Below are 25,143 nucleotides of genomic sequence, written 5' to 3' on the forward strand. Positions count from 1 at the left end.
CGTACTGCTGGTTGCTGCTCAGGCCCGGACGGAATCCTGGCTGATGAGTGTGCCGATCTTCTCACTCTTCACCGCACGCGCGATATTGCCCTCCGCCAGCAGCTCGAAGACCAGCATCGGCAGGTTGTTGTCCTTGCACAGCGTGATCGCGGTGAGGTCGGCCACCTTGAGGTCGCGCGCGATGACCTCGGAGTACTCCAGAGCGTCGAACTTCACCGCGTCCGGGTTGGTCCGGGGGTCGGAGTCGTAGACGCCGTCCACACCGTTCTTGCCCATCAGCAGGACGTCGGCGTGGATCTCCAGCGCACGCTGCACGGCCGTGGTGTCGGTCGAGAAGTACGGCATGCCCATACCCGCGCCGAAGATCACCACGCGGCCCTTCTCCAGGTGCCGGACGGCCCGCAGCGGCAGGTACGGCTCGGCGACCTGGCCCATCGTGATCGCGGTCTGGACCCGGGTCTCGATGCCCTCCTTGACCAGGAAGTCCTGCAGCGCCAGGCAGTTCATCACGGTGCCGAGCATGCCCATGTAGTCCGAGCGCGCCCGGTCCATGCCGCGCACCTGGAGCTCGGCGCCCCGGAAGAAGTTGCCGCCGCCGATGACCACCGCGACCTCGGTACCGGCGCGGACGACGGTGGCGATCTCCCGGGCGATCGCGTGCACGACGTCCGGGTCGACGCCGAGTCCGCCACCACCGGCGAAGGCTTCACCGGACAGCTTGAGCAGCACCCGGCGGCGCGAGCCGGCCTTGGGGTCCTGCGCGGTCTCCTGCGTCTCCTGCATGGACTTCTCCTTTTTGCACCTACTGGCTCACAGGCGCGGGTGTGCGGATGCCCGGCCTGCGCGTACACGCGAGGAGGCCACTGCCGCGGGAACCGGTTCGGTGTCCTGCACGGCAATGGCCTCCTCGTCGTTCATGGTGCCGACGCGGCCCGCCCGTGGACGGATGGCGCTGGGTGAGCCCGTTTCGGCGTTCCGCCCGCCCTGCTCAGCGGGCGGGGGCGGTTCCCAGCGTAAGGGTGCCGGGGACCAGGGGGAACGTGGCTCAGGCGCCGACGCGGAAGCGGGCGAAGCGCTTGAGGGCGACGCCGTTCTCCTCGAGGACCTTGGCGACGGACTTCTTGTTGTCCTTCGCGAAGGCCTGCTCCAGGACGGAGTTCTCCTTCACGAAGCCGGTGACGCGACCCTCGACGATCTTCGGCAGGGCGGCCTCCGGCTTGCCCTCCTCGCGAGCGGTGGCCTCGGCGACGCGGCGCTCGTTCTCGATGTCCTCGGCCGGGATGTCCTCGCGGGACAGGTACTTCGGCGCGAAGGCGGCGATGTGCTGCGCGACGTCCTTGGCGACCTCGGCGTTCTCCTTGTCCAGCTCGACCAGGACGCCGACGGCCGGCGGGAGGTCGGGGCTGGTCTTGTGCAGGTAGACCGCGACGAAGCCGTCGCCGCCGAACTGGGCGAAGCGACGGAAGACGATCTTCTCGCCCAGGGTCGCGTTGGCCTCGTCGACGAACTGCTGGACGGTCTTGCCGGCCTCGATCTCGGAGGCCAGGGCGGCGTCCAGGTCGGCCGGGGCGGTGGCGGCGACGTGGGCGGCGATCGCGTCGGCGACCTTGACGAAGTTGTCACCCTTGGCGACGAAGTCGGTCTCGCAGTTCAGCTCGACCAGAACGCCGGACTTCTTGTCCTCGGCGATCAGCGCGGCGACGGCGCCGTTGGAGGCGTCACGGCCCTCGCGCTTGGCAACGCCCTTCTGGCCCTTGATGCGCAGGAGCTCGACGGCCTTCTCGACGTTGCCCTCGGCCTCGTCCAGGGCCTTCTTGCAGTCCATCATGCCGGCGCCGGTGAGCTCACGGAGCTTCTTGACGTCCGCGGCGGTGAAGTTCGCCATGGTGTGAATCTCTTCTCGCGTCTCGCGTGTCTGCGTGGGGATGCGCCGGGACCGATGGTTCGGCCCCGGCGCGGGAGAGAGGGGCACCTACCGGCGTCGTACCGGTGGGTGCCCCTCACCCGTGGTACGTCAGGCCTGCTCGGCCGGCGCCTCGGTGGCGGGGGCCTCGACGGCCTCGGCCTCGGCGGCGGGAGCCTCGGCGGCGGCGGGGGCCTCCTCGGCCTTCTTCTCGCCCTCGATCAGGTCCTTCTCCCAGTCGGCCAGCGGCTGGTCGGCACCCGGCTCGGCCTTGGCGTCGCCCTTGGCGACACCGGCGCGGGACTTCAGACCCTCGGCCACGGCGTCGGCGATCACGCGGGTCAGCAGGGTGACGGAGCGGATCGCGTCGTCGTTGCCCGGGATCTTGTAGTCGACCTCGTCGGGGTCACAGTTGGTGTCGAGGATGGCGACGACCGGGATGTTGAGCTTCCGGGCCTCGCCGACCGCGATGTGCTCCTTCTTGGTGTCCACGATCCAGACGGCGCTGGGAACGCGCTGCATGTCGCGGATACCGCCGAGGGTCTTCTCCAGCTTGTCGTGCTCGCGCTGGAGGACCAGGAGCTCCTTCTTGGTGAGACCGGAGCCGGCCACGTCCGAGAAGTCCAGCTCGCCGAGCTCCTTGAGGCGCTGCAGACGCTTGTAGACGGTCGAGAAGTTGGTCAGCATGCCGCCGAGCCAGCGCTGGTTCACGTAGGGCATGCCCACGCGGGTGGCCTGCTCGGCGATGGCCTCCTGGGCCTGCTTCTTCGTGCCGACGAAGAGGACGCTGCCGCCGTGGGCAACGGTCTCCTTGATGAACTCGAAGGCGCGGTCGATGTAGTTCAGCGACTGCAGGAGGTCGATGATGTAGATGCCGTTGCGCTCGGTGATGATGAAGCGCTTCATCTTCGGGTTCCAGCGGCGGGTCTGGTGACCGAAGTGGACGCCGCTCTCCAGCAGCTCCCGCATCGTGACGACGGCCATAGCCGTGCTCCTCAGGTGTTACGGCCCAGCGGTCGCGCAGCGGAGGCGGTTCGCGCGGTGGCGCTCCCCGCTCGCGCGGTGCGTACCGGCCGGGTCGGGCTCGGTTTTGTCCGTGGCGGCCAGGTGACAGCCACGCCTGACGCCCCGAACGTGCCGAGCCGCTTGAACCCGCTCGGTCCGGGGACCGGTCGGGCTCGGCGGACCGAGCGGCACTCGCACCTGGCGGGGGCTGCGGTCGAACCGCGTCCGTCCACCGGTGGCGGGGCGTGCGAAGTCGACCCGGCGGACCGGGTCGCGTGTGAAGTGTACGGGAAGCCCCGAGGCGCGAGCGACTCCGCGAGCGGCGGAGGGCCGGGGGCCGGGCGGGGCCCGGGCTCTCGCCGGGCGGACGCCGGGTCGGGCATCGGGCGGTCGCCGGGTCGGCATCGGGCGGTCGCCGGGTCGGCATCGGGCGATCGCCGGGTCGGGAGGGAGTGCCGTGGAGGGGCGGCGCAGCGGTCGCCACCCGGCCGATACGCGGCCCGTACGCCGCTTGTACACCGGATGGCGGAGTGCGTACACCCGCCGGAGGGAGGGGTGACGGCCGCGGGGGCGGTTTGTCCACAGGAAAACGGAGGCCGGTGGCGCGGGAGCGGCGAGGACGGGAGCCTCCGGCCATGACTGCTCGCGATGGCCTCCTTCTCCCGTCCTCCGGTGCTCGGCGCCCGCGGGGCCCGTTCCTCGGCGCGGCCCCCGTGGTGGTGACGGCCGCGGTGCTGGTCTTGCTGGTGGCCGTGGGGGCCGTTCCGGGCGTCGCCCTCGGACGGGCCGCGCATCCGGGGGTGGGTGGTGGGGTCGGCGGTAGTCCGGGGGCTGGGGGCGGCGCGGGGCCCGGGGTTCGCGCCGGGCCGGACGGCACACGGGCCTGGCCGGTGGACGCGCCCGGCGGGCCGGGCGGTGGGGTGCTCGGCCGGTTCGAGCCGCCGGCCAGGCCGTGGGCCGCGGGGCACCGGGGTGTGGACCTCGCCGCGGCCGTCGGGGCGGAGGTGCGGGCGGCGGCCGCCGGGGTGGTCTCGTTCTCCGGTCTGGTGGCCGGGCGGCCGGTGGTCACCGTCATCCATCCGGGCCAGGGGGCCCCTCCCCTGCGCACCACCTACCTGCCCGTCACCGGCACCGTCCCGGTCGGCACCTCCGTCCCGGCCGGGGCCGTGATCGGGCGGATCGCACCGGACGGTCGGCACTGCCGCGAGCGCGACTGCCTGCACTGGGGGCTGCTGCGCGGGGAGCGCTACCTCGACCCGCTGGCCCTGTTCGGTGCGGGGGCGGCCCGGCTGCTCCCCCTGGGCGGCGACCGGCGGGACGGCCAGGCCGGCTGACGAACGGGGGCGGCCCCACCGGCGCGGGGGCGTCGGGGTCGGCGGAGGGCGGTGCAGGGTCGGCGGCGGCGGTGGTGGCGGGGCGGGGCGGGGCGGCAGCGTAGCGGCGCCGGCGGAGCGGGTCGGACGGGGCCTCGACGGTTCAGTCGCGGACGAGACCGTGCAGGGCCATCGCCACGGCGGCGTCCGCGATCAGCTCGGCGTTCTCGGCCACGCACCCGGCGCGGTCCCCGCCGGCCACCTGCTCGGCCCGGCGGACGGCCGCCTCCACCACGCCCTGAAGCAGCACGGCGGCGAGCCGGGGCTGCACGTGCCCGAGGTCCTCCAGGGCCCGGACCACCAGACCGACCAGCCTGCCGTGCGCCGCCCGGATGCGCTCGCGAGCGGCCTCGTCGAGCTCCAGCGCGGAGATCGCCACCACCGCCCGGTGACGCGGGTCGGCGGCCAGCGCCAGCTGGCCCCGGACATAGGCCTCGACCCGCTCGGCGGCCGTGTCGCAGCTCTCCATACCGGCCTCGATCTCGGCCGCCCAGAGCGGGAAGTCCACCTCGCAGAGCGCCTCGACCACGGCGGCGCGGGAGCGGAAGTACTCGTAGACCGAGGATCGCGCCAAGCCGGTGCGCGCCGCGAGCGCGGGGAAGGTCAGCGCCTCCATCCCGCCCTCGGTGAGCAGGGTGCGGGCAGCGTCAAGGAGGGCTGCGCGCTGCAGCTGGCGATGCTCGGCCACCGTGGCCGCTCGGATCTTCGGCACGCCCCCACTGTACGGAGCCCTACCTGCGGCCGATACGGCGCCGCGCAATCGGGGGGAGCGCAGGCGCGCGCAGCGGGGCGCGGACCCGTCGTTCCCCGTGCGCGCCCGGTGGGCCCGGGACGCCTGCGGCCGCCTGCCGTCTGCCGCCTTGGCGCCGGCCGCCTTGCTGCCCGCCACCGGTGCGCTAGCGGATGTCCGACAGCTTGGCGCGCAACTGGAGGACGGACTTGGTGTGGATCTGACTCACCCGGCTCTCCGTCACCCCCAGGACCTGACCGATCTCGGCGAGGGTGAGCCCCTCGTAGTAATAGAGCGTCACCACGGTCTTCTCCCGCTCGGGGAGGGTGTTGACCGCCTGGGCCAGCAGTCGGCGCAGCTCCCGGTCCTCGGCGACCTCGACCGGGTTGTCGGCGCCGTGGTCCTCCAGGGTGTCCATCAGGCTCAGCCGGTCGCCGCCCTCCCCCACCGGGTGCAGCAGTTCGTCCAGGGCCACCACGTTGGCCAGGGAGAGCTGACTGAAGATGGCGTGCAGGTCCTCGATCGCGATGCCCATCTCGGCCGCCACCTCGGGCTCGTGCGGCGTGCGGCGCAGCCGGGCCTCCAGAGTCGCGTACGTCCGCTCGACGGCCTTGGCCTTCTGCCGCACCGAGCGGGGGATCCAGTCCAGGGCGCGCAGCTCGTCGATGATCGCGCCGCGGATGCGGCTGATCGCGTAGGTCTCGAACTTGATGGCGCGGTCGATGTCGAACTTCTCGATCGCGTCGATCAGCCCGAAGACCCCGGAGGAGACGAAGTCCGCCTGCTCGACGTTGGAGGGCAGGCCGACCCCGACCCGGCCGGCCACGTATTTGACGAGCGGTGAGTAGTGCAGGATCAGCTGCTCCCGCAGCCGCTGGTCACCGCTGTCCTTGTAGGAGCGCCAGAGCTGTTCGAGCGCGGTCCGGCCCTGGGCCTCGGGTTCCCGCGCCTCGGAGCCCCGGCCGCCGGCGTGTCGGCCACCGGCGTGTCGGCCACCGCGGTTCTGCTCACCGACGGGCGGGGACGCGGCGTCCGGCGGCTGGGGTGCGCCGAGCCGCGGGTCGGGCGCGACGTCGGCGGGGCCGGCCGCGTCGGCGGGCTGGCCCGGCACCGCCGCCGGCCGGTTGCCCTGGCGTGACAGGCCGCCCATCGTCCCCGTCGCCTTGGGCGGGAACTCGGTCACGGGACGCCGCTCGGTCCGCGGCCCTCCCGAGGACCGGGCGCCACCGGTCACTCTGTGTCCGGGAATGTGTGTGGGCATGCGTTGGTATGCGCCGTTCTGCCGAGTCATGTGCTGATAGGGAAGGCATGTGGAGCGTAGCGTGACCGACTCGCTGCAATGCGCTACCACCACTCGGTCGTCCCTCGATCCGGTGGCGTTCTCTTCACCGAATCCAGGCACGCGAGCGAAAGGGGCGGATCAGCAGGTCAGCCGGGCGATCGCGGTTCGCCTCCCACGGCTCGGGCGTGTTCCCCGCTCCCGGTGATCACCTCCTCCGGACGAGGCGCCAGTGCGCGCCGTGTCGCTCGACGTAGCCGATCGAGCCCAACTCGTAGAGCCGCTGGAGAACTTCGTCCGGCGGGAGACCGGACTGCCGGGCCAGTCGCTCGACCGGTGCGCCCTCAGCCGTCGCCGGGACGGCCTCCAGCACCCGCGCCACCGCCGGCTCCAGCAAGTCCCTGGGCAGGACGGGGCCGCTGCGTTGGGGAGCCAGGTCGTCCCCGATCGCCCCGATCAGTTCGCCGATCTCGGCCGCGTCGGTGACCAGCACAGCACCGCCGCTGCGGATCAGGGCGTGCACCCCGGCCGAGAGCTCCGAGGTCACCGGGCCGGCGACACCCATGGTGTGGCGGTTGAGGTCCCGGGCCCGTCGGGCCGTGCTCAGCGCGCCGCTGCGCAGCGCCGCCTCGACCACCACGGTGCCCCGGGTGAGTGCGGCGATGACGCGGTTGCGCAGGACGAAGCGGAAGCGGTTCGGGTGCTCCCCCGGCGGCAGTTCACTGACCAACAACCCCTGGGCGCCGATCCGCCGGATCAGCTCGGCGTTCCCCTTCGGGTAGGGCACGTCGACGCCGCTGGCGAGCACCGCGACCGTCATCCCGCCGACGGCGAGCGCCCCGCGGTGGGCCGCCGCGTCGATCCCGTAGGCCGCTCCGGACACCACCACCCATCCCCGTTCGGCCAGTTGGGCCGCCAGCTCGCCCGCGACGTGGGCGCCGTAGGCCGTGCAGGACCGGGAACCGACCATCGCCACCGAGCGGAGCGCGAGCAGCCGCAGCGAGCCGGTGCCGACCGTCCAGAGCCCGACCGGCCTGCCGTCACCCAGGTCGTCCAGTTGGCTGGGCCATTCCGTGTCCCCCGGAATGATGAAGCGTCCACCCACCGCTCGCACCCGTTCCAGGTCCCCGGAAGGGTCGAGCCCGGGGAGTCGGGCCTGGTAGCCGGCGAGCCGGGCGCCGTCCAGCCCGGGGTGCGAGGGCACCTCGCCCGCCCGGATCGCCCGGACCACGTCGGCTGCGGAGAGCCGGCCCAGCCACCGGCCGATCACCGCGTCCCCCGGTTCGCCCAGTCGGCTGAGCACCGCGCGGGCGAGGCGCTCGGGCTCGGGGCCGGGCGGCGTCCCGGCTCCGCCGGGCGGCTGAGAGTGCGTCATCATCGGGTTCATGCCTCACCGTCCTCGTTCGCCGGTTGCCGGTCGAGCGTGCGCGTCCGCTTGGCACGGGCCGACCGCGCGGGGGGCTCCGGGTGGCCGGGGTCGCCGGGATCGCCGGGGCCAGCGGGGCCGGCGGGGTGTGCCGGCTCGGCGGCCGGGCTGCCGGGGTGGTCCGGTCTCGCGGGGCCGGCGGGGGCGCCCGTCCCGTCCGGCTCCTCCGGTGGCTCGTCCACCGGTCCGCGCTGCGCGGGAACGCTCCCGAGGAGACCGGGCGCGCGACCGGACATCGGCAGCCCGTGTTCGACACCGGTGCGCAGGACCAGTGCGGTGCGCACGTCCCGCTGGTCCGGCCGGTCCCGACCGGCGAGGTCGGCCACCGTCCAGGCGACCCGGAGCACCCGGTCCAGGCCCCGGGCCGTCAGCATCCCTCGCTCCAGCTGGCGTGCGGCGTCGTTCAGCGCACCGGGGGCCAGCTGCCAGCGGGTGCGCAGCTCGTGCCCGGGGACTTCCGCGTTGGTCCGCCACGGTGTGTCCGCCAGCCGGGCGGCCGCCCGTTCGCGTGCGGCCAGCACCCGGGCCGCGACGGTCTCGGTGCTCTCCGCCGTGGTGTCCCGCTCCATCAGCTCGACCCGTGTCACCGGGGCCACCTGGACCTGGAGGTCGACCCGGTCCAGCAGCGGGCCGGAGAGCCTCCCCTGGTAGCGACTGACCATCGCGGGGCTGCACTCGCAGCCCTCGCCGCGCCTGGAGTGGCGCCCGCACGGGCAGGGGTTGGCGGCCAGGCAGAGCAGGAACCGGGCCGGGAGCCGGAGCGATCCGGCCGAGCGGGCGATCACCACCTCGCCCGACTCCAGCGGCTGGCGCAGCGCGTCGAGCACCCGGACCGGGAACTCCGGCGCCTCGTCCAGGAACAGCACGCCCCGGTGGGCCAGGGAGACCGCGCCCGGCCTCGGCAGGCCGCTCCCGCCGCCGACGATCGCGGGCATCGTCGTGGAGTGGTGCGGGGCGCAGTACGGCGCGGTGTCGATGAGCGGGCGCCCGGCCGGGAGCAGCCCGGCCACCGAGTGGACGGCGCTGACCTCCAGCGCCTCCTTCCGGGTCAGCGGCGGGAGCAGCGCGGGCAGCCGCTCCGCCAGCATGGTCTTCCCCGCGCCCGGCGGGCCCTTGAGGTACAGGTGGTGTCCGCCGGCGGCGGCGATCTCCAGTGCGCGCCGGGCCTCGTACTGGCCGGCGACGTCGGCCATGTCCAGGCGGGCCGCCCGGTCGTCGGGCAGGCCCCGGACGCCCGCGCTGGGCAGCATCAGGCCGGCCATCAGCGGATCGGGCCGCCCGCCGAACGGGTCGGGCGGCTCCTCGGGCGCGGGCGCACCGGTCAGGACGGCGACCAGCTGGCGCAGGCTGCGGACCCCGATCACGCTGACGCCCGGAACGAGCGAGGCCTCGGGCGCGGTCTGCTCAGCGACCACGACCCGCTGGTAGCCGGCGTCGGCCGCGGCCAGCACCGAGGGCAGCACCCCGCGGACCGGCCGCACCCGGCCGTCCAGCCCGAGTTCACCGATGATCAGCAGCTCGGCGATCGACGCGGGGTCGAGCCGCTCGGCGGCGGCCAGCACGGCACAGGCCACCGCGAGGTCGAAGCCGCTGCCGCTCTTGGGGACCGAGGCCGGGCTGAGTCCGACGGTCAGTTTGCGCTGCGGCCAGGCCTCGCCGCTGTTGACCAGGGCCGCCCGGACCCGGTCACGGGCTTCGGACAGCGCCTTGTCGGGCAGGCCGACCAGGGTGAACGCTGCCACCCCGGGCTCCAGATCGGCCTGGACCTCGACGATCACCCCGTCGACACCGACCAGCGCGACGGAACAGGTTCGGGCGAAGGCCATCTCAGACCACCCCCCGCAGGTGGTCGACCAGGGCCGCACCCCGGGCCCGGTTGACGACGGCCACCAGGTCGATCCGCACCCCGCCCGGCGGCGCGGGCGGCCAGTGCGGGTCCGTGGGCCCGGGGTCGTACCCGGGGCCGGCCAGCCGGGCGAAGTGGTCGGGCCAGCGCTCGGCCATCCAGCGCTCGGCCAGGCGCTGCAGCCGGGCGGCCTTGGCCTGGTCGATGGCCTCGGTGGGCTGCTGGAAGCCCCGCTCGGAGCGGGTCTTCACCTCGCAGACCGCGACGGTGTCGCCGTCGAGGGCGACGATGTCCAGCTCGCCCTCGGCACAGCGCCAGTTGCGGTCCAGTACGCGGAGCCCGGCCTCCGTCAGCCGACGGGCGGCGACCCGCTCCCCGTAGCGCCCGAGCCCGTTGTTGGTGCTGCGGCGCGGGCCCTGCCCGGGGCCGCCCGGTTCGGCCGCGTCGGGTGCGGCCCGGTCCTGCGTGATCGTGTTCTGCACGGTGACCACCTCCGCCGTGGAGGTTGCACCGCCGGGCACGACGGCACCACAGTTATCCGTTTCCCTGTGGATAACTCGGCCCTGTGGATAACTTTTGTCACCCTCAGGAGTGAGACGCCCCGATCGTGCGGAATTCGGCTGGACAACCCGGGGCGGAGCGGTCCAACGTCAGTTCCCGAAGCCGGACTCGTCCGAGGGCAGCTCCAGATCGCTCTTCGCGAGTTCCTCGATGTTCACGTCCTTGAAGGTCAGCACCCGGACCTTGCGGACGAACCGGGCCGGCCGGTACATGTCCCAGACCCACGCATCCGCCATCGACACCTCGAAGAACACCTCGCCCTGGACCGAGTGCACCTGCAGCTCGTAGTCGTTGGTGAGGTAGAAACGTCGCTCGGTCTCGATCACGTACTTGAACAGGCCGACGACGTCCCGGTACTCCCGGTAGAGCTTGAGCTCCATCTCGGTCTCGTACTTCTCGAGATCTTCGGCACTCATCCAGGCGTCCCCTCAACTTGTCAGTCCACCCATTGTGGACCACCGCACCCACGCTCAGAGCCGTACCGGAGCGACCGGCGGGCCCTCGGCCAGCAGTCGTTCCAGGAAATCCGCCAGTCCGACCGGATAGACCGTCTCGGCGGTCCCCCGCAGCTCCTCGACCGTCCACCAGCGCGCCGCGAGCAGTTGCGCGTGCTCCTCCTCCCCCGTCCCCGAGTGGTCGACGACCGTATCCGCGGTCCGGGCGAGGTGGAACCACTGGTCCTGCTCGTAGCGCTGCCCCCGAAAGGAGAACGACACCGTGCCGTACGCCACCAAGGGCCCCAGGTCGACGCCCCGCAGGCCGGTCTCCTCCGCGAGTTCCCGCGCGGCCGCCTCCCGCACGTCCTCCCCCGGCTCCAAGCCGCCCCCGGGCGTGATCCACCACGTCTCCCCCGGTGTCGCCGGGTCGGCGCCCAGGAAGAGGAGGATGCGGTCCTGCCCGTCCAGCAGCAGGATCCGGACCGCCTTGCGGCGTTGTGCCGTCATGGCAGCGCTCCACGCTCCCTCCGTTCGCATCGGTGGCGTTACCGATCCTGCCACCCGGCGCGGGCGTCCGGGGCGATGTTCGCCAGAGCGGCCCGGCCGGCGGCGGCCGTGCTCAGGAGCCGCTCCCCCGGCGGAACCGGCGGGCCAGGCCCGCCACCCCGCCCGCCGCCGAGACCACGACGATCAGCGCCGCGCCCGCGACGGTCGCGTAGGCGGCGGGCTGCAGCGGGCCCGGCTCGCCGGCCGCGGGCCCCTTCAGGGCATCGAAGGCCGTGGTCCGGCCGAGCTCCCCCGTCCGGCCGAACGGCAGCACGGTGGCCTCGACCCTGGCCTCCACCGCGCCGGCCGGGACGGTACCGCCGTCGACCTCCAGGTGGGTGCGGGAGTCGAGCGAGCCCAGCCGGTTGTCGCCGAGCAGGAACAGCCGGCCCGGCGGAACCGTCACACTGAACGATTCGCCCTGCAGGCCCTTCGCCGCGAGGTACGGCTCCTCCACCGGCTGTCCGTCGACGGTCAGCCGGTGCTCCGCCCCGGTGGTCGCCACGGTGTCCCCGCCGACGGCGACGACCCGCTTGACCATGAGCTCGCCGCCCCAGTCCTGGTCCCGGAAGACCACCACGTCGCCCCGTCCGACGGCGCCGCCGCCGATCTTCCGGGCGAGGACGGTGTCCCCGATCTGGAGCGTGGGGGACATGGAGGCGGTCGGGATCTTGTACGGCCGGTAGTCGATCGCGATGAGGGCGAACCCGCCGATCATCAGCACCAGCCCGAGCGCGATCGCCACGCCCTGCAGCACAGCGGCGGGCCGGCGCCGCGGACGGGCCGCCGCGGTCGGGCGGTCGGCCGTCTGCTCCACGACACTGCTCATCGACACCGTCCACCTCTGGCCGACCGGAGAACACCACTGGCACGCCGGAGGCCCCGGCGGAAATGCCGACGGGCCGTGGCACGTCCGAGCAGATTACTCGTCGGTACCACGGCCCGCGCAAGGCCTGCGGACAACCTGGTGGAGCTCAGGAATCCTTCCGGCGGTCCATCCGGCCCCGAGCCCGGCGCACCAGCGGGAGCACCGCGACCGCACCCACCGCGCCGACCGCGGGAGGCACGACCGGCGCGGCCGCCGACAGGCCCTTCTGGTCGAAGGTGCTCGGCACCGGGAGGGTCGCCCAGTGGCTGATCGGCCAGGCCACCACGAAGGCACGCCCGATCACGTTGTCCACCGGCACGGTGCCGCCGCCCGGCTGGTCCATGTGGAACCGGGAGTCCAGCGAGTCGGCGCGGTGGTCGCCCATCACCCAGAGCCGGCCCTTGGGCACCTTGACCGGACCGAACGGGTGGTCGCCGCAGGGGGTGTTGCCCGGGTAGACGTACGGCTCGTTGAGCGCGACGCCGTTGACCTTGACCGGGCCCTCGCCCTCGCACTCGACGGTGTCCCCGCCGACCCCGATGACCCGCTTGATCAGGTCCTTCTCGTTGGCCGAGGGCATCAGACCGACGAAGCTCAGCACGTCCTGGACGCCCCGGACGAAGGAGTTGGAGCTCTGCTGGGTGGGCTCGTCGTTCAGCCAGCCGCCCGGGTCGTGGAACACCACCACGTCGCCCCGCTCGGGCTCCGCACCGAACCAGGGGGTCAGCTTGTCCACCAGGACGCGGTCCCCGACCTGCAACGTGTTCTGCATCGACTCCGACGGAATGGAGAAGGCCTGGACGAAGAAGGTCTTGATCACCAGTGCCAGGACCAGCGCGATGCCGACCAGGATCGGCAGTTCCTTCCAGAAGGAACGCTGCTTGCGCTGCTTGCCGGGGGTCTCCGACTCCGGCTGGTCCGTCGACTCGGACCCCGGTCGACCGGCCTCCGGAGAGCTCCCCGCGGAGTCCTCCGGCTCGTCGCCCTGGCCGTCGGCGGTCTGGGCCGCGGCGTCCTCGACCGAGGCCGAGGACGCACCGGAATCAGCGGACCGGGCCGCTCGACCGCCGGAGCCCTCGGGCTCGCCGGCACCGGAGCGGGCGCCGATCACCACATCCCCCACAACGTCTCCTCCCTGCTGTGCGGACGCCTGCGCGTCCGCGCTCAAAGTGCCGCACAGCGGGCACCACGCTCACCGCGACCGTGAACAAGGGTCCGGGCCGCCCACCCGGGGCTCCCGTGACTCCGGCACAGCCCCGGCGCACGACCGGGGCCGATCCCCGGCCGCACCTGCACTTCTCTATCACTCCAAGGCATCCGGCTCGTGGTCCCACGCGCGCGGCCCGGCGACCGACGGCCGACCCGGCTCACTTCGGTGGCCGGCCGGGCCGACGAACGGCGATCGGAAGGATGCCCAACACACCCATAACGAGCGGAGGTTCCATCGGAACCGGCCCAACAGCCACCGATTCCGGCGCAGTTCCGTCCGCCCGCGGAGCCCGTGCCAGGGAGGAGAGTGAACCCGGGGCGTCGAGTTGATGGAAGCGGTCCAGCGGCCAGGCGATCGCGAACGCCCGGCCGACCACACCGCTCAGCGGGATGGTGCCCTGCCCCGGATTCCCCATGTGGAAGCGGGAGTCGGCGGACACGTCCCGGTGGTCGCCCATGACCCAGAGCCGGCCCTGCGGGACCTTCACCTTGAACGGCCGCTGGGACGGCGGGTTGCCCGGGGCGAGGTAGGAGGACTCGTCCACCGGCGTGCCGTTGACGCTCAGCCGGCCCTGCGCGTCGCAGCACTCCACGGTGTCCCCGCCGACGCCGATCACCCGCTTGATCAGGTCCTGCTCGCTGTCGGACGGCAGCAGCCCGACGAAGGTGAGGACGTCCTTGGCCGCCCCCAGCACCGGACCGTCGTCGGACGGCTTGTGGTCGCTCTCCAGCCAGCCGCCCGGATCCTTGAACACCACCACGTCGCCGCGCTGCGGCTCGCTGCCGAACCAGGGGGTCAGTTTGTCCACCAGCACCCGGTCCCCGACCTGGATGGTCTGCTCCATCGAGCCCGAGGGGATCACGAACACCTGGATCAGGAAGGTCTTCAGCACCAGCGCGACCAGCAGCGCCACCACGATGATCAGGGGGAACTCGCGCAGCAGTGAGCGCCGGCGGCGCCGGGCCGCCTTCCGGGCACTGCGGCGGCGCTCGGCCCGGCCGCGCGGCGGCCGGTCCGCGCCGGAACCGGCCGAATCGGCCCCGCCCGGCGCCCCCCTCCTGGACCGCCGGCCCGCGGGCACGTCGCCGACGGCTCCCCCGCCGCCCGGCTCCGGAGCCGGGCGGTCGGCCACCCGGCCCCTACCTCTGGTCCCCATGACCGCCCGTCCCCGCAGTCGCGGCGAAGGCCGCGGGCCGGTCCAGGCTCGTCCAGCGGGAGAACGGGTAGACCACCCAGTCCGCCCGGCCGATCACCCGGCGCTCGGGCACGAAGCCGCCCCCGGGCTCACCGAGGTGGTCGCGGGAGTCGCGGGAGGCGCTGCGGTGGTCACCCATCACCCACAGCTTCCCGGCCGGCACGACCACGTCGAAGGCCACGCTCGACGGCTGGTCGCCCGGGGCGAGGTAGGAGGACTCGTCCACCGGCACGCCGTTGACGGTGATCCGCCCGCCGGGGCCTGTGCTGGTCACCCGGTCCCCGCCCACGCCGATCACCCGCTTGACGTAGACCGTGTTCCCGGCCGGGACCAGCCCGAGGTCGCGGCCGAGCGAGCGCAGCCCGTCCCAGACGTCGGCCGGTCCGGTCGGCTCCGGGAGGAAGGAGCCCGTCCCGTCGAACACCACGACGTCGCCCCGCCGGGGGTGGCCGCCGAACGCGTAGGCGAGCTGGTTGGCGATCAGCCGGTCGCCGGGGCGGAGGGTGTCCTCCATCGACCCGGACGGCACCGAGTACGGCCGGGCGACGAAGGCGTTCACCAGCAGCAGCGCCAGCAGGCAGATCCCCGCGAGCAGCAGCAGGTCCCGCGAGCGCGAGTGGCCTTCGTCCTCGCCCTCCGGCGCGCCCTCCGCATCGCCCTCAGAGGCGTCCTCGGAGACACCCTGGGACGCGTCGTCGAGCGCGCCCTCCGCATCGCCCTCGGGCCCGTGCGCCGCTGCCGCCGAGGTGGCGCCGCCCCGCGTCGCACGGTCCTGAGCCGCACCGCCCCGCGTCACACGGTCCTGAGCCGCGCCCTCCGACGCCCGCCGGTCCACCGTCGGACCGTCCGGTACGGCACCGCCCGCCGCCTCCGCGGAAACGACCGCGGACCGCGACAGCAGGTCCGCACCGGTGGGTGCGGGACTGCCGTCGCGGTCCGCGGGTGGTTCGTGCGTGCTCATCGGGGGGTGAGCTTACCTTGCGGCAGCCCGGCCCCCCAGAGCGATCCGATCCCCCGGCGACGCCGGGGGCCGGTGGATCAGCGGTCGCGCTTCTCCTTGATCTTCGCGGCCTTGCCGCGGAGGTCACGCAGGTAGTACAGCTTGGCGCGGCGAACCGCACCGCGGGTCACGACCTCGATCTTCTCGACGACCGGGGTGTGCACCGGGAAGGTGCGCTCCACGCCGACGTTGAAGCTGACCTTGCGAACGGTGAAGGTCTCACCGATGCCGGCGCCGTGGCGGCGGATGACGACGCCCTGGAAGACCTGGACACGGGAGCGGTTGCCCTCGATGACCCGGACGTGGACCTTCAGGGTGTCACCGGCGCGGAAGGCCGGGATGTCGCTACGCAGCGAGGCCGCGTCGACAGCAGCGAGCTTGTTGCTCATGTTGCTCTCCATCGCAGGCGCCACGGGCCGCCCACGGAAGTTCGTCACAATGGGGTGAGCTGCGGGCCGCATCGGCTGACGACGATCCCCCCGTGGCGGGGGCGCCGGTCCACGTGAGCCCTACGGGAGGGATCCAGCGACAGACAGCAGCGGCCTATTGTTCCACACCGGCGGCCGTGGACCGAAATCGGCCGAGCTCCTCGTCCCATGCCAGCCCGAGGATGCTCAGCGCCTCCCGGTCCTTCTTGTCGAAGGAGCCGTGGCGCCAGCGCTCGACCAGGTCGGGGCGGTTCGCGAGGGTGCGGGCGAAGGCCTGCTCCCGCCGCCAGCGGGCGATCCGGCCGTGGTTGCCGCTGAGCAGCACGTCCGGCACTGTGCGCCCGCGCCATTCGGCGGGCTTGGTGTAGACCGGGCCCTCCAGCAGGTCGGCCATCGCACCGGGCGCGAAGGAGTCGTCGCGGTGGGACTCCGCGTTGCCGAGCACGCCGGGGAGCAGCCGGGCGATCGCCTCGACCATCACCAGGACGGCGACCTCGCCGCCGGCCAGCACGTAGTCGCCGATGGAGGCCTCGACCACCGGCATCCGGGTGGCCGCCTCCTCGATCACCCGCCGGTCGATGCCCTCGTACCGGGCGGGGGTGAACGCCAGCCAGGGGCGGCCCGCCAGTTCCTGGGCCAGCTCCTGGGTGAACGGCCGGCCGCTCGGGGTGGGCACCACCAGGGTCGGAAGCAGGCCCTCGGGCCCGCCGGCGACCACGGCGTCCAGCGCCTCGCCCCACGGCTCGGGCTTCATCACCATGCCGGGGCCGCCGCCGTACGGGCTGTCGTCCACGGTCCGGTGCACGTCGTGGGTCCACTCGCGCAGGTCGTGGACGTGCACGTCCAGCTGGCCGCGGGCACGGGCCTTGCCGACCAGGGAGATGTTCAGCGGCTCCAGGTACTCGGGGAAGATCGAGACGACGTCGATCCGCATCCCGCTCTGCACCACGGACGCGGGCGCCGCGGAGGCCGGCTCGGCCACTGCAGCCGACTCGGTCGCCCCGGCCGGCGTACCGGGCGCGAGGCCCTCGAGCGAGGTCACTTCGCTCCCTCCGCGCCCTCGTCCTCGGCGACGGAGTCGTCCCGGTCGACCTCGGCCTGCTCGGGGTCGATCAGCCCGCCCGGCGGGGTGATCACGGCGCGCTGGTTCTCCAGGTCGATGGTCGGCACGATCTGGGTGACGAAGGGCACCAGCACCTCCGTCCCGTCGGGCTTCTTCACCGTGAGCAGGTCCTGGTAGGGCAGGTGGACGACCTCGGTCAGCTCACCGACCAGGGTGCCGTCGAGCAGCACCACGTCCAGGCCGATCAGCTGGTGGTCGTAGTACTCCTCCGGATCGTCCGGGCGCTCCTCCGGGTCGACCTCGGCGATGAGCACGGTGCCCCGCAGCGCCTCCGCCGCGTTGCGGTCCTTCACTCCGGCGAAGCGCAGCAGCAGCCGACCGCTGTGCACCTTGCCGGACTCGACGGTCAGCGGGCCCGCCGACGCGGGGTCGGTGAGCAGGACGGCACCGGGGCCGAGCCGGAGCTCCGGCTCGTCGGTGCGGACCTCGACACTGACGTCCCCCCTGATGCCGTGGGCGCGGCCGATCTTGCCGACGACGAGCTGCACGGTGATCGTTCTCCTGGAGTTCCTGAGCGGGACGGGATGCGGGAAGTGCGGGAGTGCCGGTGGCGCCGGGCCCCGGCACCTCTAGTGGTGCCGGCACTGCCGGTTGTGCCGGCACTGCCCGTGCTGCCGGCGCTGCGCGCGGCTGCCGGCACTGCGGGTCGGTGCCGGTCCTGCGACCGGCACGGGGAATGCGAAAGGCCGGCCGGGACGACGTGCGTCCCGACCGGCCTCACAAGCCCTGACTGCTGAACGAGCAGCGTCAGCGGATGTTGTCCACGTCGACCAGGTCGACCCGGACGTTGCGACCGCCGAGGGCGCCGACCACGGTGCGCAGAGCGCGCGCCGTGCGGCCGCCCCGGCCGATCACCTTGCCGAGGTCATCGGGGTGCACTCGCACCTCGATGGTGTTGCCCCGACGCAGGTTGCGCGAACGCACCTGCACCTCGTCGGGGTGCTCGACGATGCCCTTCACCAGGTGGTCGAGGGCGTCCTCGATCACGCTCAGGCCTCGGCGGCGGCGTCGGCCTCAGCCTCGACCTTGTCCGACTTCTTGGCCTTCGGAGTGATGGCGACACCGGTGGTGGCGTCCTCGAAGCCGGCGACGGCCTTCGCGAACAGGTGCGAGAAGTCCTGGACCTTCGGCTCCGCGACCTTGAGCGGCGCGGGGGCCGGCAGGCCCTTGTACTTCTGCCAGTCGCCGGTCAGCTTCAGGATGGCGAGCACGGGCTCGGTCGGCTGGGCGCCGACGGACAGCCAGTACTGGGCGCGGTCGCTGTCGACCTCGATCTTCGAGGGGTTGTAGGTCGGCTGGTAGATGCCGATCTCCTCGATGGCGCGACCGTCACGCTTGGTGCGCGAGTCGGCGACGACGATGCGGTAGTGCGGGGAGCGAATCTTGCCGAGACGCTTCAGCTTGATCTTGACTGCCACGGGAGTGGATTCTCCTGGTGTTGACGTGGGTGAGCGGCCTCGCCGTCGCGTGGGGTTGCGAGGTGGACCGTTCAAGGGACACGCCAGCCGTAGGAGAGAGGGGTCCTGACCCGGCTGCCGAGTACTCAGCTGTCCATTCTGCCATACCGGCGCGAACCGCCTTCACCCGGCCGCCCGGGGGGCGCTCCCCGCGGCCCCTCGGACCCGCTCGCGAGGCTCGACCGGGAGCCCCCGCTCCCGGTCAGCCCACACGCTCACCGATGTCCTGCTCGTTCCGGCCGGACCCGCTGCCCGCACAGCTGCCAGCCGGACTTCCCCGTCTTCCGATGTTCCGTTCCCGCGACCCCGTGACCCGTGGTCCCGGTGAACCGGCGAACCGGCAGAGCGAGTGGTTACGCGATCTTGAACGGTTGCTGGCACGCGCCGCAGACGATGGACGCCTGCGCGAGCACCGACGGCACGACCCGGACGTTGCGACCGCAGCCGCAGACCGCCTTGACCCGGACGCCGCCCCCGGAGGAGCCGTGCCGGGCCGCAGGGCCGCGGAAGGCGCGCGTGGCGCCGTCTCCGGCCACCGCCTCCTGGTGCGCGCCGAGGGCGCGGTCCAGGCGTTCGATGGTGTCCGCGTAGCGCTCCTGCGTCTCCTTGAGCATGGTCACCTGGGAGAAGCCGCTGCTGGCGTGCGGCTCGACCGGGTGGGCCAGACCGAGCTCGGAGGCGAGCATCAGGAAGCGCCGGTTGTGGTAGCGGCCGGCCCGCGAGGTGTCCCGGATGTCCCGGGCCGCGGCCAGACCGTGGGCAGCCTCGTGGAGGAGCCGCTCGAAACCGAGCCGCGTGCCACAGGCCGAGGAGGATTCGCCGATCAGGGCCTCGGGCGAGGCCAGGTCGGGGAGGTCCTGGTGGTAGGCCTGGATGTCACTCCAGGCGGCGGCCAGTTCGGCCGCGAGGACGAGGGGCTGTGTCGTGCTCACGCTAGACCAACGATGGAGTGCGAGCCGATGTTCCGCGTGTTCCCGTTCTCCGGGAATTCCCAGGGAACTCCCAGGAATGCATGGTCGCGCGCGAATTGCGCGTTCCGGATGCGGTGCAAGACCAACCCCCTGCCGGTTTCGGCCCCCCGCAGGTCGGTGGGCCTCGTGAATTCCGTCCGGGGGCGGGCTGTCGCACCCAGGACGTACGGCCCGTGGGCCCGTCGAGTTGACAGGGCCACGGGCCGTACACCGTACCGCTATTCCGTTAATACCGGCAGTTGACCGGCCAGTAGGGATGTCACCGGTTCGGCGACCCCGCGGAGAGTTACCGCATTCTTACCCATCCGCATTCCGGGCAAATGTCGCCGGGAACGGTCATTACCCGTCGGTAAGACGCATCAGTACGCGCGGGCGACGATCGCGATATTGCCGTCCTGGTCGTCCGCCTGCGGAACGGAGCCGTCGGCCGCGATGATGCAGCGCACCGAGACGCCCTGCTCGGCCAGCTTGGCCTCGCCCTCCGGACCGAGCTCGGCCCAGGAGATCCGGCCCCAGCCGGTGGCGGCGGCCTCGATGGCCTCGTCGATGGTCTTGACGTCCACCGTGCGGGCCTCGCGGCGCTCGCGGGACTGGCGCAGCAGCAGCGCCTGGTCCTCCTCCAGGACGCCCGGGAGCAGCGCGGCCAGGCCGTCGATGGAGACCGGCTCCTTGCCACCCGGGATGCGGCGGGCCAGCATCGCGGTGCCGTTCTCCAGGTCGCGCGGGCCGACCTCGATGCGCAGCGGCACGCCCTTGAGCTCCCAGTCCACCGCACGGCGGCCGAACGGGGTGTCGGTGCGGTCGTCGACGACCACCCGGATGCCGGCGGCCTCCAGGGCGGCGCCGATCTCGCGCACCTTGGCGATGACCGCGTCGTCGCCCTTGATGGCGAGCACGACGGCCTGGACGGCGGCCAGGCGCGGCGGGACCCGCAGGCCGTTGTCGTCGCCGTGGGACATGATCAGGCCGCCGACCATGCGGGTCGAGACGCCCCAGGAGGTCTGCCAGACGTGCTCGCGCTCGGCGCCCTGCAGCTGGTACGTGGTGTTGAACGCCTTGGCGAAGTTCTGGCCCAGCTCGTGGCTGGTGCCCATCTGCAGCGCCTTGCCGTCGCCCATCATGCCCTCGAGGGTGAGGGTGTTGATGGCGCCGGCGAAGCGCTCCTTGGCGGTCTTGCGGCCGAGCACGACGTCGATGCCGAGCACGTTGGTCATGAAGTCGCCGTAGACCTGGGTGTGGATCATCGACGCGTACTCGCGGGCGTCCTCGTACGTGGCGTGGGCGGTGTGGCCCTCCTGCCAGAGGAACTCGGTGGTGCGCAGGAAGACGCGCGGGCGGAGCTCCCAACGGACCACGTTGGCCCACTGGTTGATCAGCAGGGGCAGGTCGCGGTGGCTCTGCACCCACTTGGAGAAGTACTCGTTGATGATCGTCTCGGAGGTCGGCCGGACGACGACCGGCTCCTCCAGCTGCTTGCCGCCGCCGTGGGTGACGACCGCGAGCTCGGGGGCGAAGCCCTCGACGTGCTCGGCTTCCTTGGTCAGGTAGGACTGCGGGATGAACATCGGGAAGTAGGCGTTCTGCGCGCCGGCCTTCTTGATCCGCGCGTCCATCTCCTGCTGCATCCGCTCCCACAGGCCGTAGCCGTACGGTCGGATGACCATGGTGCCGCGCACCGGACCGTTGTCGGCCAGCTCGGCCTTGTTGATGAGGTCCTGGTACCAGCGCGGGAAGTCTTCCGCCTGAGGGGTGAGAACGGGTGCCTTAGCCATGGCCCGAATGGTACGGGGAGCGGCCCCCTGACTTCGAATCGGTATCACACCCGTGGCCGCCGCCCGCACGGCTCGTACGCCTCCCGGGGCCGCCCCGGGCTCCGCGCCGCGGGGCGCCGCCGAAGGGCCGGTGGGCGGTCCGGAGGCGCCCCGGAGGACGCCCCGGGGCGCGGCCCGGTGCACGGCCCGGACCGTGCGGCGCCCCGCCGGGAGCAGGGGGCGCACGACCGCGACACGCGCGCACCACCCTGCACCCCTCTGGACGCCGGGCCCGACCCGCTGTTCGCTGGAGTGGGGCGGGACTTTGGGGGAGCCGTAGCAGGACACCGAAGGACCGGATGGGAGGCCGCGATGGCTTCAGCTCGGACGACCGGCACGACCGAACGACCAACAGGCGCACGACCACACCGCGCGCAGCACGGGACCGCCCGGCCCGCGCGGGCGCGCGACTGGGCGGAGATCCAGGAACGCATGCTGGTACCGCTCTACGAGGCGGTCTACGACCGGCTGGAGGTCGGCCCGGCGTCCAGCGTGCTGGGACTGGGCTGCCGGTCCGGACTGGCCCTGCTGCTCGCGGCCGGGAGGGGCGCCCAGGTCTCCGGCCAGGAGCCGCGGGACGAGCTGCGCGAGCTGGCCCGCGGCCGCCGGCTGCGGGTGTGCGCGGGGGCCCGGCCGACCGCCGCCGTCCCCCGCTCGGCCCATTCCCTGGTGACCGTCTTCGAGCAGTTGCCCGGCTGTGCCGAGCCGCGCCCGGTGGTGGCCGAGGCCGCCCGGTTGACCCTCCCGGGCGGGCACGTGGTGCTCGCCGCCTGGGGCCCGCCGGAGCGCTGCGCGAGCGCCCCGGTGCTGGACGTGGCGCGCCGGATGGCGGGCCGGACCACCGCCCGCGACCCGTTCGAGCTGAGCGCGCCCGGCGCGCTGGAGGACCTGCTGGCCCCGGCCGGCCTGCGCCCGGCCGGCAGCGGGCGGGTGAGCTGCCCGTTCGCCTACGCGGACCTGGACAGCGCGGTGCGCGGCCTGCTCTCCACGGGCCTGTTCGAGGCGGCCGAGGAGTTCTCCGGCGCCTCGCTGGTGGCCAAGGAGCTGGAGGAGGCGCTGCAGCCGTACCTGCGCGCCGACGGCTCGGTCCGGATGGAGAACGTCTTCCGCTACCTGATCGCCGAGCGCCCGCGCTGACGGGGAGGCGACGACGGGGACGCGACGGAGGGGACACTGCGGCTGGGACGCGACGACGGCCGGGAGGCGGCGGGGACGGCGCCGACCGCGCCGACGAACACCGGCAGGACCGCCGAGCCCGGCTGGAGCGGGCCGGACCGCCGGGACCCGCGGAACCACCGAGCCCACCGGGACCACCAGAACCACCGAGCCCGCCGGGACCGCCGAGCACCGAAACCGGGGGCGCCCGCCGTCATGGCGAGCGCCCCCGGCCGGCCGCCTCACGCCTGGTCGAGCGACTTCCCCCCGACGGGTTTGCGCGGCACCCCCGCCGCCCGGTACGCCGCCTCCTCGTCCAGCGTCTCCGCCTCCAGCAGCGCCGCCGCCAGCGCGTCCAGCCGGGACCGCTGCTCGGTCAGCAGCCGGACCGCCTCCTCGTAGCACTCGGCGACGATCCGCCGGGCCTCCTCGTCGACCGCGTCGAGGGTGGTCGGCGCGGCGGACAGCCCGTAGGCCCCCTGCGGATCGGCGGGCACCGCGGTCAGCCGTCCGACCCGTTCGCTCATCCCCCAGCGGCCGGCCATCCCCCGGGCGATGTTGGTGACCTGTTCCAGGTCGCTCTCCGCACCGGTGGTGACCACCCCGTAGACCACCTGCTCGGCCGCCATCCCGCCGAGCGCACCGATGATCCGGCCGCGCAGGTAGGGCTCGGTGTACGAGTAGCGGTCGTCCTCCGGGGTGGAGAGGGTGACGCCGAGCGCCCGGCCCCGCGGCACGATGGTGATCTTGCGGACCGGGTCGGCGCCGGGCTGCAGCATGCCCAGCAGCGCGTGCCCGCTCTCGTGGTGGGCCGTCCGCTCGCGTTCCTCCCGGGGCATCACCAGCGGCCGGACGGCGCCCAGCTGGACCTTCTCCAGGGCGTCCGAGAGGTCCCGCTCGCCGACCGCGTCCTGCTGGCGCCGGACGGCCAGCAGGGCGGCCTCGTTGACCAGGTTGGCGAGTTCGGCGCCGGTCATCCCGGGGGTGGCCCTGGCCAGCCGGCCGAGGTCGGCGTCGCCGGACAGCGGGACGGTCCGGGCGTGGATGCCCAGGATCGCGGCGCGGCCGTCCCGGTCCGGCGGGCTGACGGTGATCCGCCGGTCGAACCGGCCGGGGCGCAGCAGCGCCGGGTCGAGCACGTCCGCCCGGTTGGTCGCGGCGATCACGATGACGCCCTCGGAGCCGGTGAAGCCGTCCATCTCGGTGAGGATCTGGTTGAGCGTCTGCTCGCGCTCGTCGTGCCCGCCCATGCCGCCGCCCGCGCCGCGCTGGCGCCCGATGGTGTCGATCTCGTCGATGAAGACGATCGCCGGGGCCACCTTGCGGGCCTCGGCGAACAGTTCGCGGACCCGGCTGGCGCCGACCCCGACGATCATCTCGATGAACTCGGAGGCGGAGGCGGAGAAGAACGGCACGTCCGCCTCGCCGGCGACGGCCCGGGCGAGGAGCGTCTTGCCGGTCCCGGGCGGGCCGCTGAGCAGGACGCCGCGCGGCATCTTGGCGCCGAGCCTGCGGTACCGGTCCGGGTTCTTCAGGAAGTCGACCACCTCGGTGAGTTCGGCCTCCACCTCGTCGATGCCGGCCACGTCGGCGAAGGTGGTGCGCCTGCCCTGCTCGGCGCTGACCGGCTTGGGCGGGGCCTTGCGGCCGAGCGCGCCGGCGCCGAGGCCGCCGCCCATCCGGCGGGCGACCAGCACCCAGATGAGGATCAGCAGCACCATCGGGGCGAGCGAGAGCAGCAGGTTGGCGAGGAAGCTGCGCTGCGGGACCACCGGGGAGGTCGCGGTGACCTCGACGCCCTGCTTCTGGAGGGTGGTCCACAGGTCGTCGTTGGCGAAGGAGGGCCGCTGGGTGGCGAACTCCGTGTAGTCGCCCTCGCCGCCGTCGGGTTTGGGCCGGGCGCTCTTGAGGGTGCCCTCGATCGCGTCGCCCTTGGAGTAGATCTTGGTGATGTTGCCCTTGTTCAGCTGGTCGTTGAACTCGGTGTAGGAGATCGTGGTGGCGCCTCCGTTGCCGAAGAAGGACAGCAGCAGGTCGGAGACCAGGAACACCACGAGCGCGGTGAGGACGAGGCCCGTCCAGCCGCCGGGCATCCGGCGGCGGGGTGGTGACGGGGGCGGTGCACCCTCGGACCGCCAGGGCTGGTCGGGGGTCTGGCGCGGCGGCACGGGTTCGGTCACCCGTCGGACGATACGGACCGCCGCTCGGGCGGGCCACGCGCAACGCCGCGCCGCGGACGCCCCCGGCCACCGCCCCCGGCGGCCGGCTACGCCCCGGTGCCCGGCCACTCCTCGGCGGTCAGCGCGAACCGCTCGTGGTCGCGCCACCCCCCGTTCAGGAACAGCATCCGCGGCGTGAAGCCCTCGTGCCGGAACCCCAGCCGCTCGGCCAGTGCGATCGAACGCGCGTTGCCCGGCTGCACGTTGATCTCCAGCCGGTGCAGCCCCAGCCCGCCGGCCGTCTGGGCGGCGAAGCAGCGGTCCAGGACCAGCCGCATGCCCTCGGTCATCCGCCCCGTCCCGGCGAACGGCAGGTACGAGTCGTAGCCCAGCGCGGCGTTGCAGAACCGGCCCATCACGATGTTGGCCACGTTGACCTTGCCGACCAGCCCGCCGCTCTCCCGGTCGACGACCAGGAAGGTGCGCAGGCCCGGCCCCTGGCGTTCCAGCAGCTCGGCCAGTCCGTCCGGCTCGACCGGGTTCCACCGCCCGATGTGGTCGGCGGAGCGCCGGACCGCCGCGGCGTACAGGTCCTTGTCCTCGCCCCGCGGGGCCCTGATCGTCACTCGCACGCCACCATCATCGGACATGCCGACGGCC

At 73.2% G+C, this 25,143-nt stretch carries 24 protein-coding genes and 1 pseudogene; 2 read left to right on the forward strand and 23 right to left on the reverse strand.

The window, feature by feature from the left end:
- Positions 1–18: 18 nt before the first annotated feature.
- From pyrH to rpsB, 3 genes are all read right to left on the reverse strand, one after another.
- Positions 19–783 carry a UMP kinase gene (pyrH, locus tag ACFYUY_RS32990; RefSeq protein WP_030056790.1) on the reverse strand — a complete coding sequence of 255 codons (765 nt, stop codon included), beginning with the start codon at positions 781–783 and terminating at the stop codon, positions 19–21.
- A 262-nt stretch (positions 784–1,045) separates the two neighbouring features.
- The gene (tsf, locus tag ACFYUY_RS32995; protein ID WP_360217651.1) at positions 1,046–1,885 is read right to left on the reverse strand and encodes a translation elongation factor Ts; all 840 of its coding nucleotides are present in this window, start codon (positions 1,883–1,885) and stop codon (positions 1,046–1,048) included.
- 129 nt (positions 1,886–2,014) lie between these two features.
- Positions 2,015–2,887 (reverse strand): 30S ribosomal protein S2, encoded by an 873-nt coding sequence (gene rpsB, locus ACFYUY_RS33000; RefSeq protein WP_387906098.1) that lies wholly within the window; start codon positions 2,885–2,887, stop codon positions 2,015–2,017.
- A gap of 995 nt (positions 2,888–3,882) precedes the next feature.
- Between rpsB and ACFYUY_RS33005 the strand changes: the two genes are divergently transcribed.
- Complete coding sequence (locus ACFYUY_RS33005) at positions 3,883–4,242, forward strand: peptidoglycan DD-metalloendopeptidase family protein (RefSeq protein ID WP_387906100.1); 360 nt, start codon at positions 3,883–3,885, stop codon at positions 4,240–4,242.
- Positions 4,243–4,384: 142 nt separating this feature from the next.
- Here ACFYUY_RS33005 and ACFYUY_RS33010 read toward each other — a convergent pair whose 3' ends face one another.
- The 18 genes and pseudogenes from ACFYUY_RS33010 to proS form a co-directional block, all read right to left on the reverse strand.
- Positions 4,385–4,969: a helix-turn-helix domain-containing protein gene (locus tag ACFYUY_RS33010; protein ID WP_360217699.1), complete on the reverse strand. Its 585-nt coding sequence runs from the start codon at positions 4,967–4,969 to the stop codon at positions 4,385–4,387.
- 208 nt (positions 4,970–5,177) lie between these two features.
- The gene (gene whiG, locus ACFYUY_RS33015; RefSeq protein ID WP_387906102.1) at positions 5,178–6,194 is read right to left on the reverse strand and encodes an RNA polymerase sigma factor WhiG; all 1,017 of its coding nucleotides are present in this window, start codon (positions 6,192–6,194) and stop codon (positions 5,178–5,180) included.
- A 304-nt stretch (positions 6,195–6,498) separates the two neighbouring features.
- Positions 6,499–7,668 carry a DNA-processing protein DprA gene (gene dprA, locus ACFYUY_RS33020; protein WP_387906155.1) on the reverse strand — a complete coding sequence of 390 codons (1,170 nt, stop codon included), beginning with the start codon at positions 7,666–7,668 and terminating at the stop codon, positions 6,499–6,501.
- Between the two features lie 266 nt (positions 7,669–7,934).
- Positions 7,935–9,542: pseudogene (locus ACFYUY_RS33025) on the reverse strand (YifB family Mg chelatase-like AAA ATPase); the annotation flags it as partial.
- 1 nt (position 9,543) lies between these two features.
- A complete protein-coding gene (locus ACFYUY_RS33030) occupies positions 9,544–10,044 on the reverse strand; it encodes a YraN family protein (protein WP_360217663.1) in 501 nt (166 codons plus the stop codon).
- A 168-nt stretch (positions 10,045–10,212) separates the two neighbouring features.
- Complete coding sequence (locus ACFYUY_RS33035; RefSeq protein ID WP_030056781.1) at positions 10,213–10,539, reverse strand: DUF2469 domain-containing protein; 327 nt, start codon at positions 10,537–10,539, stop codon at positions 10,213–10,215.
- Positions 10,540–10,593: 54 nt separating this feature from the next.
- Positions 10,594–11,067, reverse strand: coding sequence for an NUDIX domain-containing protein (locus tag ACFYUY_RS33040; RefSeq protein ID WP_360217666.1), 474 nt, complete (start codon positions 11,065–11,067; stop codon positions 10,594–10,596).
- Positions 11,068–11,179: 112 nt separating this feature from the next.
- On the reverse strand, positions 11,180–11,935 hold the full coding sequence (gene lepB, locus ACFYUY_RS33045) for a signal peptidase I (RefSeq protein WP_387906107.1): 756 nt from the start codon (positions 11,933–11,935) through the stop codon (positions 11,180–11,182).
- Between the two features lie 145 nt (positions 11,936–12,080).
- Positions 12,081–13,097, reverse strand: coding sequence for a signal peptidase I (gene lepB / locus ACFYUY_RS33050; RefSeq protein ID WP_387906109.1), 1,017 nt, complete (start codon positions 13,095–13,097; stop codon positions 12,081–12,083).
- Positions 13,098–13,341: 244 nt separating this feature from the next.
- On the reverse strand, positions 13,342–14,316 hold the full coding sequence (lepB, locus tag ACFYUY_RS33055; RefSeq protein ID WP_360217675.1) for a signal peptidase I: 975 nt from the start codon (positions 14,314–14,316) through the stop codon (positions 13,342–13,344).
- Between the two features lie 7 nt (positions 14,317–14,323).
- A complete protein-coding gene (lepB, locus tag ACFYUY_RS33060) occupies positions 14,324–15,340 on the reverse strand; it encodes a signal peptidase I (protein WP_387906111.1) in 1,017 nt (338 codons plus the stop codon).
- A 77-nt stretch (positions 15,341–15,417) separates the two neighbouring features.
- Entirely contained in the window at positions 15,418–15,768 is a 351-nt protein-coding gene (rplS, locus tag ACFYUY_RS33065; protein ID WP_030306736.1) for a 50S ribosomal protein L19, read from the reverse strand.
- 154 nt (positions 15,769–15,922) lie between these two features.
- On the reverse strand, positions 15,923–16,741 hold the full coding sequence (trmD, locus tag ACFYUY_RS33070) for a tRNA (guanosine(37)-N1)-methyltransferase TrmD (protein ID WP_387906158.1): 819 nt from the start codon (positions 16,739–16,741) through the stop codon (positions 15,923–15,925).
- 104 nt (positions 16,742–16,845) lie between these two features.
- On the reverse strand, positions 16,846–17,418 hold the full coding sequence (gene rimM / locus ACFYUY_RS33075) for a ribosome maturation factor RimM (protein WP_360217681.1): 573 nt from the start codon (positions 17,416–17,418) through the stop codon (positions 16,846–16,848).
- Between the two features lie 259 nt (positions 17,419–17,677).
- Positions 17,678–17,917 (reverse strand): RNA-binding protein, encoded by a 240-nt coding sequence (locus tag ACFYUY_RS33080; protein ID WP_030056773.1) that lies wholly within the window; start codon positions 17,915–17,917, stop codon positions 17,678–17,680.
- A 2-nt stretch (positions 17,918–17,919) separates the two neighbouring features.
- Positions 17,920–18,348 carry a 30S ribosomal protein S16 gene (gene rpsP, locus ACFYUY_RS33085; protein ID WP_360217684.1) on the reverse strand — a complete coding sequence of 143 codons (429 nt, stop codon included), beginning with the start codon at positions 18,346–18,348 and terminating at the stop codon, positions 17,920–17,922.
- Between the two features lie 392 nt (positions 18,349–18,740).
- Positions 18,741–19,319, reverse strand: coding sequence for a hypothetical protein (locus tag ACFYUY_RS33090; protein WP_359822362.1), 579 nt, complete (start codon positions 19,317–19,319; stop codon positions 18,741–18,743).
- Positions 19,320–19,717: 398 nt separating this feature from the next.
- Positions 19,718–21,130, reverse strand: a complete 1,413-nt coding sequence (proS, locus tag ACFYUY_RS33095; RefSeq protein ID WP_360217687.1) for a proline--tRNA ligase — start codon at positions 21,128–21,130, stop codon at positions 19,718–19,720.
- A 351-nt stretch (positions 21,131–21,481) separates the two neighbouring features.
- Here proS and ACFYUY_RS33100 point away from each other — a divergent pair, with 351 nt between their 5' ends.
- On the forward strand, positions 21,482–22,306 hold the full coding sequence (locus ACFYUY_RS33100; protein WP_387906116.1) for a class I SAM-dependent methyltransferase: 825 nt from the start codon (positions 21,482–21,484) through the stop codon (positions 22,304–22,306).
- A gap of 260 nt (positions 22,307–22,566) precedes the next feature.
- Here ACFYUY_RS33100 and ftsH read toward each other — a convergent pair whose 3' ends face one another.
- Together ftsH and ACFYUY_RS33110 are read right to left on the reverse strand one after the other, a co-directional pair.
- Complete coding sequence (ftsH, locus tag ACFYUY_RS33105) at positions 22,567–24,504, reverse strand: ATP-dependent zinc metalloprotease FtsH (RefSeq protein WP_387906119.1); 1,938 nt, start codon at positions 24,502–24,504, stop codon at positions 22,567–22,569.
- Positions 24,505–24,590: 86 nt separating this feature from the next.
- A complete protein-coding gene (locus tag ACFYUY_RS33110) occupies positions 24,591–25,133 on the reverse strand; it encodes a GNAT family protein (protein WP_360217696.1) in 543 nt (180 codons plus the stop codon).
- Positions 25,134–25,143: the final 10 nt, after the last annotated feature.

The organism is Kitasatospora sp. NPDC004745 (genome assembly GCF_042873275.1).
Taxonomy (GTDB): domain Bacteria; phylum Actinomycetota; class Actinomycetes; order Streptomycetales; family Streptomycetaceae; genus Kitasatospora.

Bases quoted from the DNA above. Each gene is read 5' to 3' on its own strand.
- lepB (WP_387906111.1), bottom strand. From the start codon at position 15,340: ATGAGCACGCACGAACCACCCGCGGACCGCGACGGCAGTCCCGCACCC.
- lepB (WP_387906107.1), bottom strand. From the start codon at position 11,935: ATGAGCAGTGTCGTGGAGCAGACGGCCGACCGCCCGACCGCGGCGGCC.
- pyrH (WP_030056790.1), bottom strand. From the start codon at position 783: ATGCAGGAGACGCAGGAGACCGCGCAGGACCCCAAGGCCGGCTCGCGC.
- proS (WP_360217687.1), bottom strand. From the start codon at position 21,130: ATGGCTAAGGCACCCGTTCTCACCCCTCAGGCGGAAGACTTCCCGCGC.
- ACFYUY_RS33040 (WP_360217666.1), bottom strand. From the start codon at position 11,067: ATGACGGCACAACGCCGCAAGGCGGTCCGGATCCTGCTGCTGGACGGG.
- rpsB (WP_387906098.1), bottom strand. From the start codon at position 2,887: ATGGCCGTCGTCACGATGCGGGAGCTGCTGGAGAGCGGCGTCCACTTC.
- dprA (WP_387906155.1), bottom strand. From the start codon at position 7,668: ATGATGACGCACTCTCAGCCGCCCGGCGGAGCCGGGACGCCGCCCGGC.
- rplS (WP_030306736.1), bottom strand. From the start codon at position 15,768: ATGAGCAACAAGCTCGCTGCTGTCGACGCGGCCTCGCTGCGTAGCGAC.
- ACFYUY_RS33100 (WP_387906116.1), top strand. From the start codon at position 21,482: ATGGCTTCAGCTCGGACGACCGGCACGACCGAACGACCAACAGGCGCA.
- tsf (WP_360217651.1), bottom strand. From the start codon at position 1,885: ATGGCGAACTTCACCGCCGCGGACGTCAAGAAGCTCCGTGAGCTCACC.
- ACFYUY_RS33035 (WP_030056781.1), bottom strand. From the start codon at position 10,539: ATGAGTGCCGAAGATCTCGAGAAGTACGAGACCGAGATGGAGCTCAAG.
- ACFYUY_RS33110 (WP_360217696.1), bottom strand. From the start codon at position 25,133: ATGTCCGATGATGGTGGCGTGCGAGTGACGATCAGGGCCCCGCGGGGC.
- trmD (WP_387906158.1), bottom strand. From the start codon at position 16,741: ATGCGGATCGACGTCGTCTCGATCTTCCCCGAGTACCTGGAGCCGCTG.